The sequence below is a fragment of the Ruminococcus sp. AF31-8BH genome (assembly GCF_003460605.1).
In the GTDB taxonomy this organism is placed as follows: Bacteria; Bacillota; Clostridia; order Lachnospirales; family Lachnospiraceae; genus Blautia_A; species Blautia_A acetigignens.
Map to the genome: position 1 here is coordinate 240,781 of NZ_QTVN01000002.1, position 12,134 is coordinate 252,914.

Consider the following 12,134-nt stretch of genomic DNA (forward strand, 5'->3'; position numbering starts at 1 on the left):
CAGCGGCAACCAATACCGGATATCAGTCAGCGGCAACCAATACCGGATATCAGTCAGCGGCAACCAATACCGGAAATCGTTCAGCGGCAATTGTAGGAGGAAAAGAAAGTATTGCATTAGCTACAGGAATTAATTCAAAAGCTAAAGGGAAAATTGGATGTTTTATTGTTTTAGCAGAGTGGAAAGAGATCAATTATGAATATCATATTGTAGATGTTAAATCAGCAAAAGTAGATGGGGAAAATATCAAGGAAGATACTTTCTATACGCTAAAAGATGGAAAATTTGTAGAAGCAGATTAAGTGTCCTGGAAGGTGCTGACACACCAACCAGGACGGTATCTAACTAAGAATGAGTTAGTTAAATACAGGATTATTATATCACAACCTCCTGTATTTGACAAACAAAAATATAACAGGAGGATTTTTTATGCAAAAAAATGGCGAAAATCAGCCACTTTCCAGTGAAATCATTGCTGATCTGGAGGAAAAGCTGATGGCAAGAAATGTAATTATCGCTATTCTGGCAGCTGCACTTGCAGTAACCACATCCAGAAGAAAGTGAGGACAAAATGAAAGAGGTGGTAAAGACAATAGGAGAAATATTTGTAGGAATAGGGATGTTTACAGTAATCTTCTCAATCACATGGATGCTTACATCATTTGATGCTATCGGGGTGTTCTTTGTATCAACAGTCTTATTCTCAATGGTGTTTCTTCCTATTATATTGGAAATGGAGGAAACGTAAATGCAAAGATTAAATAAAGTAAGATTATCCGGTAGAGCCGGGGAAATAGTGTTCAGCCACGAACATTACGGAAGATACTATTACAAATTCATGCTGACAGTCATTCGTAAAAGCGGTGCAGTGGATATGTTTCCAATCGTTATAGAAGATTCCGTTGTGCGTGACAACGATTACAACGGAAAAGAAGTTTTGGTAACAGGAGCAATAAGAAGCATGGACACTTCTAAAAATCCAAATAAGCACCACAATGTTAATTATATCGCAGCTGACAAGGTGGAAGTTCTGGAAGAACAAGTTCCGGAGGGCGATATAAACGAAGTAGAGTTTATTGCCAGAAGTTGCACGAAAGAACCATATGCAAAACTTACACCAGTAACGCACAGGAAAGTTTTAAATCTTTTCGTGGCAATTCCAAGGGATTATTCGGAAAGAGCAGACTTTATTCGCTGTACTTTATGGGGAAAAGGTGCTGATCTGGCGGTAGATGTTAAAAGGAATGATTACATTAAAGTAACCGGAAGGTTAATGAGCCGTGATGTTTATGTTAATGGGGAAGAAACGGAAACAGTATATGAGATTTCCGTAAAAGAAATGGAGAAATTGGAGGATGAAGAATAATAAGAATGAAGTTCAGATATTTGGCGTAATAATGGATATTCAGCCAGGAACATTTTTTAAGGACGGAGAAAAGTTTTTAAGATTCTATATTGGTATAAAGCGTACCAGTGGGAACGTAGATTTGCTTCCAGTAATTGTTGAAGAAAAGCAGACGGAAGGCTTAAAGATTGGAAAACACGTCTATGTTGAAGGAAGATACAGTTCTTCAAACAAACATGAAAGCGGAAAGTCACATTTGATTCTTGAAATCAAAGCGGAAACAATCTGGTGTGGGGCTGGTGATGGGAGCGCAGAAGGTGAAAACAAAATCATTCTGGAAGGTTATCTTTGCAAGCCTCCTATTTACCGCAAAACACCAATAGGAAAAGAAATCTGTGATTTGATGATTGCTTGCAATGAATATGACTTGCGAAGAACAGATTATATCCCATGTATAGCATGGTGGAAAGAAGCCAGAGAAGCTGCTAATTTCAAGGTCGGAGATTTCGTAAAAATAATCGGAAGAATCCAGAGCCGGATTTATCATAAAAAATTATCTGGTGATGAAGTAGAGCTTAGAACTGCATATGAGGTATCAATAGGGAGGATAATCGAGCATGAAGGTGGAAGTAAAAAAGATTTCGTTGGAGAATTACAAGAAGTTTCCGAGTAAGTCTGTAGATTTGTTTCCAAGAACAGAGATTTCTGGCAGAAACAGAGAAGGGAAATCCACATTGCAGGACGCATATTTGGACGTTCTGACAGGAAAGATGGCAAATGGTACAGAACCTACTTCTATTCGCAGAAAAGAAAATGGCGTGGAAGTGCCAAAGGTTGATGTTGTAAGAGAGCTTACACTTTCGATTGATGGGAAAGAAAAAGTGATCCGCAAAATCACAAAACAGAAGTGGAGAAAACCGAGAGGACAGTCAGAAGAGGTATTCGATGGAAATGAAACTTCATATGAAATTGACGGATTCCCGGCTAAATCAAAGGATTATACCGAGTTCATCCAGTCAATAGCAGAGCCTTCAACGCTTCTGATGTGCAGCAATCCAAAACCATTTCTGGACACATTACAGAAGTCAACAGCAGAATCCAGAAAGGTACTGGAAAAGATGTCTGGTTTCGATATTGCTCAGTTTATGGAAGAGAATCCACAGTACGCTCATGTGGAAGAAATTACAAAAGGATACTCCGTAGAAGATACATTAAAAAAACTGCGAAAAGAACTGAACGCGCAGAAGAAAAAGGTTGATGCAAAAAATACAGAGATTGCATATGAAACCAATCGAAGCGTTGAAGCAGAAGACACTTCTTCCTTGGAACCCAAAAAGCAGGAGCTTAATGCGGAGATTTCCAGGCTGGAAGAACAGGAACAGATTCTTGAAGATTCAGCAAAAGGCTATGACAGCCTTTCATATGAAATCCGTGGTTTGAAATCTTCCAGGGATGGTCTGGTTAGCAAAGCGAATGAATGGTTAAGAGCCAGACAAAAATTTATTTCTGATACAGTTTCCGAACTTATGTTAAAAAAATCAGAAAAGGAATCAAGCATTCGTATTATTGGAATGGAACTGGATAACCACATAAGGGAAGCACAACAAGCAAAAGCTGACTTGGATAGAGCCAGACAGGACTATCCAAGAATCAAAGAAAAGGAGTGGAATGATTCTAGACTGAAAGCTATTGAAGCTGAAACATTCAATGATTCTGATACCATTTGCCCCACCTGCGGACAGGAACTGCCGGAAGAACAGGTTGCCGAATTGAAAGCCTCCTTTGAAGAAAAGAAGAAGTTTAGAATTGAAACTGAATTAACCCAAAAGAAAAATTGGGAATCAGTAAAGCAGAACCAGTTAAAAGGAATTTGCGACCTTGGAAATTCTGCTTCTGCAAAATTAAAGAAAACCAACGAGGAAATCAACAAATTACAGTCGGAAATCGGCGCAGCACAGGATGAAGTTGCTGAACTCACTAAACAGATTGAGGAAGAACAGTCCAAATTTACGGAGCTTCCAGAATCTGTAGATATGACAAATGATGAAGAATATCTTGCGGTTACAGCGAGAATTGCAGAACTTGAAGATAAATTAAAATCATTTGAAGATGTTCCTGGAAAGAAACAGGAATTGAGAATGCAGATCAGCAATGTTATGAAACAGATTTCCAATGTGGATGCAGACATTAAGATTGCACAGGCAGCAGTCACAGAGAAAGAAAAGCGAGTAGCCGAACTGAATGAGGAACTGAAAAACCTTGGACAAGTTCAAGCCGATATTGAAAAGAACATAGACACCGTTCTTAACTTCTCAATCCAGAAGAATAAGGCACTGGCAGAGAAAATCAATCCATACTTTAAGCATTTCCAGTTCAGTTTCCTTGATTACACGATTGAGGGAAATCCAGTGGAAACTTGCAAAATGATCTGTAATGGAATCGACTACAATAGCGGATTAAATCATTCCGACAAAATTCTTTGCGAGGTTGATTTACTGAATGGATTACAGGAAATGAACGGTCTGAATCTTCCGCTCTGGATTGATGATTCGGAGAGCATTGACAAAAAAAGAATCCCTGTATTAGACAGACAGATGATTGTTCTGAGAGTGACGGATGGGGATTTGATGATAAATGAAATTTAAAACAATCAGTTAGGGGGAAACATTATGACATTAATGGAATTACAAAAAATTTTAGGAGAAAGAATTGAATTAACAAACAGTATGGATGTTACAAGCGAGGAAGCAAAAAAAGAAAACGAAAAATCGGATATGATTGCTAGACTTGCAAAACAGATGATTAACAATGCAGATGTTGTTCTTAGAACGGATAAGTTGATTTCTGACGGAAAACTTGGAAAAGAAAGTATTATTTCAAAAATGGTTGGTGAAGAATAAGTATGCGTGGATACACAGAAGAACAATTGAAGTGGTTAGAAAAAAACTGCAAAAAGCATGGTTCTTATAGAGAAATGACAGATATTTTTAATTTTACATTCGGGGAATCGAAAAAATGGAAAAATCTTCATTCTGTATTAAAACGTCATGGATATATTGATTGTGATGGGCGTGGTAGTATATTTTCAAAAGAACAAAAAGAATTTTTACAAAAAACACTTCCACTTTTTTCGTATGAGGAAACCACTAGAAAATTTAATGAAAAATTCGGAGAAAGAAAAACCAGAAAACAGATAGAAATGTACTGCACAGACAATAGAATTAAAAGGAATTTGCCACAGCCAGAAATTGGTTCAGAGCATATAAGCGGAAACTATATTATGGTGAGAATAAATAATGACAAGGATGTATCAGAACATCAGCATTATAAAATGAAACAACATGTTGTTTGGGAAAAACATCACGGGAAAATACCAAAAGGGAAAATTATTGTTTTCCTTGATAATAACAGTTTAAATTGCGATATATCAAATCTGTATTTAACAGATAGGAAAGTGCTTAATCTTTTGACTGTTAATAAATGGCATTTTACAAATAGAGAGCAAAAGTTAGCTGCTTTAAAATGGTGCGAATTATATTTTGCTCAAGGCAAAGACATAAAAGAAGAGAATCCAAATAAGCGAATTTATATTCCAATGTCCTATGAAGAAAGATATAGAGTTTGCCCTGTATGTGGAAAAACATATGAAGTATTTCAGCGGAGAAAAAGTGTTACATGTAGTAGAGAGTGTGCAAGCACATTAAATCATGGTGAATCTCTAAGAAAATATATGCTTGCAAACCCAAGAAAAAGAAGTATATGTAAAGTTGAAGGGTGTGGAAAGTATGTAAAAGAACTAGGGTATTGTGATTTGCACTATAACCGTTTTCGGTCAACAGGAGATCCTCTTAAAATAAAAAGAATAACATGGAATTCAAAAGCGGATGCTCAATCATTGGAACGTGAAGTACCGAACAAAGATATTAGATTACTTATGAAAGAAAAAAATTTAAGATCATACCAACTGTCTAAAGCAATGGGGTATGCACCTGGATGGCTTGGTAAGAAAATGTCAAAACCTATGTGTGAAGAAACTAAAAAAATGGTTCTAAGCACAATTTATCAACTAGAAAACAAAAAGGAGATTATATGTCATCAGGAAGACCAACAACAGACCCAAAGCCCCACACTATTGCTGTGAGGGTAAATGAACAGACTATGTATAAGCTTGAACAGGAAGCAACCAGGACAGACAGAAAGGTTTCTGAAATTGTTCGGGATTTAATAACGCAGAACTTTAAATAATTGAGCAATATTTCAAAATATCCCAATAAAGAAAGAAAAGGAGAATTAAAATGGCAAGTAAAACACAGTTATCAACAGCAGGAGAACAACAGGCGGCAATCGTAATCAACAATTCATTCATTGATGGGCTGACAAAACAGTTAGAGGAAAAAACTAAATATGGACTTTCTTTTCCGAAAGACTACAATCTCAGCAATGCACTGATGGGAGCATATTTAACTCTGAAAGAGACAAAAGACAAAAATAATAAGCCAATTCTGGAAGCTTGTAGCCAGATCAGCATTGCAAACAGCCTTATGAACATGGCAACACTTGGTCTTTCGGTGCAGAAAAAGCAAGGATATTTTATTTCTTACGGAAATCAGTGTCAGTTCCAGAGGTCTTACTTTGGAAACATTACAATAGCCAGAAGATACGGTATGAAAGATATTCATGCGGAAGTCATTTATGATGGTGATGAATTCAAATACCATATTGAAGATGGAAACAAGGTGCTTGATTCCCACGAACAGGATTTTATGAATATTGATAATGATAATATTCTTGGGGCATATGCAGTAGTGCTGATGGAAGATGGTTCAAAACACCTGGAAGTTATGAATATGAAGCAGATCAAACAATCTTGGTTACAGGGCTATGGGTACAAAGAAAACGGCAATGGAACACACCAGAAGTTTACCGATCAAATGGCAAAGAAGACAGTTATTAATCGTGCATTAAAGCAGATCATCAATAGCCACGGTGATGCTTTTGTACAGGAAGCTGACGAAAACACAGAGAATATTCCAAAACAGGATATTATTGAACAAGACGTTGCTTATGAAATTAGTGAGAATGCAAACACAGAAGAATTCATTCCACAGCCAGAAGCAATCGAAGAAAAGCCAAAGCAGCCAACCGTAGCCGAAACCGTAAAAACAGCAGAGAAAGAGCCAGTTCCGGCAGCAGGTAAAGAACCAGAAATTCCGGATTTTATGAAGCAGGAGGAAATGTGATATGAACAATAAAGAAATTTTACAGAAAGCAAAGGAACTGGTTGAACTCTTGGAAAAGCAGGAAGAATCTGGAAAGGTTGAGTTATCAACACTGAAACGAGGAGATGTGTTCCAGACCACCGGAAAGCGTAAATACATGGTTCTGGAACAGTATGAAGATACAACGAAAATTATTTCGCTTGATCTGGTGAAAGAAAATGTAGAGTTTGGTGATACCTCAGATTACAAAACATCAAAGGTAAAGAAACTGTGTGACACTGAAATTCTGAAAGACTTCGAAAAAGAATTCGGGGCAGAAAATATCGAAACACACACAGCAGATATTATCACTGCGGATGGACAGAAATTAGGGACTGTTGATTGTAAAATTCGACCGATTACGTTTGATGAAGCGCGCGGATATACAGATATCACACCGAATCCGTGTTTAAACGATTGGTATTGGACATTATCGCCATGGTCAACGAAAGAACGTGGATGGGAGAAAGCCTGTGCCGTTGTTTCCCCTTCGGGCCTTATTTGCAACAACAATTGCGTCAGCGAAAATGGTGTTCGCCCAGCTTGTATCTTAAAATCTAATATCTTTGTATCTAAGGCGGAGGAATGATTATGAAGAAAAATCTGAAATATTTTGAGGATGAATTATCCCGATTAAGTAAAGAGTTCACGGAATTCAAGAAAAAGCACATCGGAAAGCCGGAAATCGGAAAAGCTATTGAACTTGCAGGTATGGAATGGCTGATTCTGGATAAGACAGAAAAAGGATATTTTGCCATTTTGAATGGATTTGATGGAAAAGAAAGAACATTTGATTCAGCTTCAAATAACTGGATTTTGAGTAAACTGAGAAATGAGTTAAATACTCGTTTTCTTAAAAAAATTACGGACGAGTTTGGAGAAGATGCAGTTATTGAGTTTGATCGAGATTTGCTTTCTTTGGACGGCCAGACAGAATACGGACATTGTAAAGATAAGATTTCGATGTTGACGGTGGATGAATACCGAAAATACAGAAAATTCCTTCCAAATATGGATAAATGGTGGTGGCTGCTTACTCCATGGAGTACACCAGCAAATGGTTACAGTGTAACGAATACCGTTGTTTCCCCTTCGGGCAGTTTTGACAGCAGCCTTTACCTCAACGAAATTGGTGTTCGCCCAGTTTGTATCTTTTCTTCTTCAATCTTTGAATCAGAGAATGATAAATGATGGCAAATGAAGATTTAAGAGTTATCACAAAAGCGAAGCAATTAGCCAAGCATACGTTAATTATGACTAATCTTAAGCGGACAAGAACCTTCTAAAAAATCCAAAAAGTCATTGGAGGATTTAAGAATTTCCTTACACGCCGCACAAATTACATATTGAAAGCGAGGTGATGAAAATGTTCATGCGAGTGGTAAACACAGGAAGCCAACATGGAAACTGCTATGTTCTGAAATCGAACAACGGAGAAATGCTTCTTCTGGACTGCGGATGCAAATACAAAGACATTTTGAAAGCTATTGATTACAGAACAAGTGATGTTTCTGGCGTATTGCTTAGTCATGAGCATGGAGATCACATCAAATCATTTCGAGAACTTATGAATGCTGGCATTCAGATTTACACCAATGATGAAACCGTGGATCATCTGCAAATCATCACTGGTGAGTTAATGAAAGACATTCCAGAAAAAAGACCGTTTCGTGTTGGCTCATTTACAGTAATACCGTTTTATTTGCCACATACCACAAGAGATAAGGATACAGGACAACTTATTCCTTGCTTCAATTATGGGTATCTCATAGAGCATGAAGAAATGGGAAAGTTGTTGTACATGACTGACTTTGAATACTGCAAGTACAACTTCAAGGCAATGCGATTGAATCACTTGGTTATTGAGTGCAACTATTGTAGAGAATTGGTTGACAAAACAGCTGAAAATTACACGCACAGGCTTAAAGGGCATTGTTCTTTAGATACTTGCAAAAGCTTAGTAAATACGAACCATACGGCGGCACTACGGACGGTAACGTTGGTGCATTTGAGTAATGAAGCAGCTGACCCGGAACAGATTTTGAAGGAAATAAAAGAAGCAGTGGTTTGGGATGATGCACTGGTTCAGATTGCAACACCTGGACTGGAAATTAACTTGGACTTATGCCCGTTTTGAAAGGAGAAAATTAATGCCAAAAAAAATTAGAAACTATGTAATTAAAGGACAGGAACATGTAGACCGCAAAACAGGAAAAACAATTCCTTCACCTAGTGCATGGCGTTTAGTAAATGACTCACTTCCAGAACCCCCAATTGGTGATACTGCATGTTTGTATTATGTAAAGCTGAAAAACTCTGAAAGAATCATCATGCTTGCATATACTGGAAATGGCGAATGGACTGACACACTAGGAAAAGAATACAAAGGTGTAGAGACATGGCTTGAATATATGCCAAAAGAACATCCAATAGTCGAAAGAAAGACTTTCTTAAATGAAGATACTTTGAAAGCTATTGTTTCTGATTATATGGAAAAAACTGAAGGAGTTACGGTTAATACAAATAATGTATTTTTTAAAGTAGGAAGAAAATCTGTCGGCTATGGAATGAGTGAACATGAGGAATTGGTATTTATTGGATGCGATGTGATAGCTATAGGGGAGGAAAATTGAAAATGAGCGTATTCAGCGTACCAGTAACGATTGGTATTAATGAGGAAGAAATTGCAAAGGAAATCCGTAAAAATGTTGAGGACAGGGTAGTTGAAAAAATTACAAAGGAAATTAAAGAGGCTATTTACGAAAAATCCACATACGGAAGTAGGGATACAAATGAGCCGTTGAAAAGAATGGTTCGTATGCAGATTGGAGAAATATTGGAAAAGAACGAAAACGTGATCGTACAGGAAGCGGCAAAAGCCTTAGCAGATAAGATGATTAAAACCAAGGCTGTGAAAGAAGCGATAAAAGAAACTATTGAAAAGGTCAATGAGGATTAACACATGAAAATCTTCTTAAAAACACTTGATAAACTGAAAAAGCCAGAACCTTCCGAACATGAATGCAAGTATGATAAAGGATGGAATGATGCAATCAAGAAAGTTGAAGAACTGATTTGTTCCTACAGCTCTGCGGATATGCGGATTCCAACAGATGTGAAGTTACCGCCGGAACCAGACAAAGGAGAAAACCCGGGAGATTGGAAAGAATATGCAGTTACAATTGATGGAGGTGTTCTTACAACAAGTCTTACTTATTTAGGAGACGGCGAATGGGGAAGCGTAGAAGCGTATGGGTTTGAGTATTACCCAGTCATTGCATGGCAGCCAATGCCACCAGTTTACAAAACAGGGAGGTAACACCATTGGAAATTACAATCGGAATTTGTGCAGAGGAAATCAAAGAAATCCTTGTTGAGCACATCAAGACAAAAGGGTTCAACGTAACAGAAGATGATATTTCCTTTGTTATCGGGAAAGAAGAAACTGTAACAGGAAATACAAAGAAAATCAAACACGCACTTATCAGGTGCGACATTCAGATTGAGAGGTGATAAATTGTGAATATTGTTATTCTTTCTGGAAGATTAACTGCTGACCCAGATATCAGAATGGGAACGAATGATACCAAAATCGCAAGATATATTTTGGCTGTCGAGAGAAGAGTGAAAAAGAATACAGAAAGAAAATCTGACTTTATCACTTGCGTATGCCTTGGAAAAAATGCAGAATTCGCAGAGAAATATCTTAAAAAAGGCACGAAAGTAAATGTGCGTGGAGAATGGCAGACTGGAAACTATACGAACAAAAATGGCGAAAAAGTCTACTCAAATGATTGCCTTGTTGCAGAACATGAATTTGCAGAAAGAAAGAAACAGGAAGCAGACACACGACCAGTACCACCGACAGAACCTAGTTTCATGGATGTGCCAGATTTAGGCGGTATGGAAGATGAATTTCCGTTTAGTTAGGTAATGAAAAACGAGTGTAGAAAGCTTGTGGATCAAATAGAAAAGGAATGAAGCAAGTTGGATTATAAAAAACTTAGACAGGCAAAAGCTATTGAAGCAACAAACCGTGAAAGATGGTTAAAAGTTAATCCGAATCTGAACGACAAATCTGGAATTTATATGCTCACTAGATGCGACGAAGAGGGATTCAAGTATGCGTACATAGGACAAGCAAAGCATATTTTATCAAGACTTTGTGGACACAACATGGGATACAAGTCGCATATTGACAGAAGCTTAAAAAAACATGGGGTACTTTCAAAAATTAATCCATATGGATGGAATGCGACATTTATAAATTGCCCTATATCAGAGCTTGATGAAAAGGAAAAATTTTACGAAAGACAATTTGCAGACCACGGTTATCAACTTAGAAATAAAACAGGTGGCGGTCAAGGAAAGGGGAAGAAACAAATTGACGAATTTCGTCCGGCAAAAGGATATAGAGATGGAATCCAACAGGGCAAAATAACCCTTGCAAGAGAACTAAAACACATCATTGATACTCACTTAAACGTATCAATAAGACCAGAAAAAGTAAATAACAAAGTATCTATTAAGGCGTTGGAAAAATTCAACGACTTACTCAATGAAGAAAACTATCACTGATTCTAACACACCAGTAGTTCTACTGGCTAAATTCAAAAGATAAAAAATAAAAATGAAAGGAGCTTGCCTTCAGCTGACGTAAGGGTGCACCGGGCTTCTTTTGAAAATGAAATTAAAGTGTGAAATATATCGTGATTCTATGCAGAACTATAAAAAATACGCAATTCCAAGAGCGCAACTCGTAATTGCTGATGTTCCATACAATGTAGGATGTAATTTCTACGGAAGTAATCCTATGTGGTACACGGGCGGAGACAACAAGAACGGCGAAAGTAAACTTGCTGGTAAAGCAGCATTCAATTCAGATTTCAATTTCAATCTGTATGAATACTTCCATTTTTGTTCAAAAATGTTGAAGAAAGAACCAAAAAAGGCAGGTGTAAGAGGAAGAAGTTCAGACGCACCATGTATGATAGTGTTTTGTTCATTTGAACAAATTCAAACTCTGATTAATGCGGCGGCGAAACATGGATTTGTTCACTATATACCGCTTGTATTTATAAAAAACTACAGCCCACAGGTGCTTAAAGCAAATATGCGTGTGGTAGGTGCTACAGAATATGCTCTTGTATTCTACAGAGATAAACTTCCAAAATTCAGAAATGGAGCGCAGACGGACGAAAACGGAAAGACTATTCGTGGAACCGGGAAAATGGTATTTAATTGGTTCCAATGGGAGAAGGACGGAAAAGATATTCCGAAAATTCATCCAGCGCAGAAACCAGTATCAGTTCTAAAACGACTGATTGAAATATTTACTGACCCTGGGGATGTAGTGATTGACCCTTGCTGTGGAAGTGGCAGCACATTGAGAGCCGCCATGGAACTTGGCAGAAGTGCATATGGATTTGAAATTGACAGGAACTTTTATAGCAGAGCAAAAAACGAAATGCTTGTTTTTGAAAATGATAGCCAAATGAGCATAGGAGATTTTATATAAGGAGCATGATTAA

18 protein-coding genes and 1 pseudogene are annotated in these 12,134 nt (G+C 37.5%); all 19 read left to right on the top strand.

What is annotated here, in order from left to right:
* A pseudogene (locus DWZ38_RS22095) lies at positions 1-302 on the top strand (hypothetical protein); the annotation flags it as partial.
* A 127-nt stretch (positions 303-429) separates the two neighbouring features.
* Entirely contained in the window at positions 430-564 is a 135-nt protein-coding gene (locus DWZ38_RS23075; protein WP_278308848.1) for a hypothetical protein, read from the top strand.
* Positions 565-571: 7 nt separating this feature from the next.
* Positions 572-748, top strand: coding sequence for a hypothetical protein (locus DWZ38_RS22100; RefSeq protein ID WP_178105266.1), 177 nt, complete (start codon positions 572-574; stop codon positions 746-748).
* A complete protein-coding gene (locus DWZ38_RS03620) occupies positions 749-1,366 on the top strand; it encodes a single-stranded DNA-binding protein (RefSeq protein ID WP_117850102.1) in 618 nt (205 codons plus the stop codon).
* Positions 1,356-2,018 carry a single-stranded DNA-binding protein gene (locus DWZ38_RS03625; protein ID WP_117850105.1) on the top strand — a complete coding sequence of 221 codons (663 nt, stop codon included), beginning with the start codon at positions 1,356-1,358 and terminating at the stop codon, positions 2,016-2,018. Before DWZ38_RS03620 ends, DWZ38_RS03625 begins: the two co-directional genes overlap by 11 nt.
* Entirely contained in the window at positions 1,963-3,990 is a 2,028-nt protein-coding gene (locus DWZ38_RS03630) for an AAA family ATPase (RefSeq protein ID WP_117850108.1), read from the top strand. The genes DWZ38_RS03625 and DWZ38_RS03630 overlap by 56 nt, the downstream gene beginning before the upstream one ends.
* 24 nt (positions 3,991-4,014) lie before the next feature.
* Positions 4,015-4,245 (top strand): hypothetical protein, encoded by a 231-nt coding sequence (locus DWZ38_RS03635; protein ID WP_117850110.1) that lies wholly within the window; start codon positions 4,015-4,017, stop codon positions 4,243-4,245.
* Positions 4,246-4,247: 2 nt separating this feature from the next.
* Positions 4,248-5,486, top strand: coding sequence for an HNH endonuclease signature motif containing protein (locus tag DWZ38_RS03640; RefSeq protein ID WP_117850112.1), 1,239 nt, complete (start codon positions 4,248-4,250; stop codon positions 5,484-5,486).
* A 154-nt stretch (positions 5,487-5,640) separates the two neighbouring features.
* Positions 5,641-6,585 (top strand): recombinase RecT, encoded by a 945-nt coding sequence (locus DWZ38_RS03645; RefSeq protein ID WP_117850115.1) that lies wholly within the window; start codon positions 5,641-5,643, stop codon positions 6,583-6,585.
* Position 6,586: 1 nt separating this feature from the next.
* Positions 6,587-7,192: a hypothetical protein gene (locus DWZ38_RS03650; RefSeq protein ID WP_117850117.1), complete on the top strand. Its 606-nt coding sequence runs from the start codon at positions 6,587-6,589 to the stop codon at positions 7,190-7,192.
* Between the two features lie 2 nt (positions 7,193-7,194).
* Positions 7,195-7,794 carry a hypothetical protein gene (locus tag DWZ38_RS03655; protein WP_117850120.1) on the top strand — a complete coding sequence of 200 codons (600 nt, stop codon included), beginning with the start codon at positions 7,195-7,197 and terminating at the stop codon, positions 7,792-7,794.
* A gap of 181 nt (positions 7,795-7,975) precedes the next feature.
* The gene (locus DWZ38_RS03660) at positions 7,976-8,740 is read left to right on the top strand and encodes an MBL fold metallo-hydrolase (RefSeq protein WP_278308849.1); all 765 of its coding nucleotides are present in this window, start codon (positions 7,976-7,978) and stop codon (positions 8,738-8,740) included.
* A gap of 13 nt (positions 8,741-8,753) precedes the next feature.
* A complete protein-coding gene (locus DWZ38_RS03665; RefSeq protein ID WP_117850126.1) occupies positions 8,754-9,236 on the top strand; it encodes a hypothetical protein in 483 nt (160 codons plus the stop codon).
* Positions 9,237-9,238: 2 nt separating this feature from the next.
* Positions 9,239-9,562, top strand: coding sequence for a hypothetical protein (locus DWZ38_RS03670; protein ID WP_117850128.1), 324 nt, complete (start codon positions 9,239-9,241; stop codon positions 9,560-9,562).
* 3 nt (positions 9,563-9,565) lie between these two features.
* On the top strand, positions 9,566-9,922 hold the full coding sequence (locus DWZ38_RS03675) for a hypothetical protein (RefSeq protein WP_117850130.1): 357 nt from the start codon (positions 9,566-9,568) through the stop codon (positions 9,920-9,922).
* A gap of 5 nt (positions 9,923-9,927) precedes the next feature.
* The gene (locus DWZ38_RS03680) at positions 9,928-10,116 is read left to right on the top strand and encodes a hypothetical protein (RefSeq protein ID WP_117850133.1); all 189 of its coding nucleotides are present in this window, start codon (positions 9,928-9,930) and stop codon (positions 10,114-10,116) included.
* Positions 10,117-10,122: 6 nt separating this feature from the next.
* On the top strand, positions 10,123-10,533 hold the full coding sequence (locus DWZ38_RS03685) for a single-stranded DNA-binding protein (protein ID WP_117850135.1): 411 nt from the start codon (positions 10,123-10,125) through the stop codon (positions 10,531-10,533).
* A 57-nt stretch (positions 10,534-10,590) separates the two neighbouring features.
* Positions 10,591-11,181 carry a GIY-YIG nuclease family protein gene (locus tag DWZ38_RS03690; RefSeq protein WP_117850138.1) on the top strand — a complete coding sequence of 197 codons (591 nt, stop codon included), beginning with the start codon at positions 10,591-10,593 and terminating at the stop codon, positions 11,179-11,181.
* A gap of 139 nt (positions 11,182-11,320) precedes the next feature.
* Complete coding sequence (locus DWZ38_RS03695) at positions 11,321-12,121, top strand: site-specific DNA-methyltransferase (protein ID WP_117850414.1); 801 nt, start codon at positions 11,321-11,323, stop codon at positions 12,119-12,121.
* Positions 12,122-12,134 lie beyond the last annotated feature (13 nt).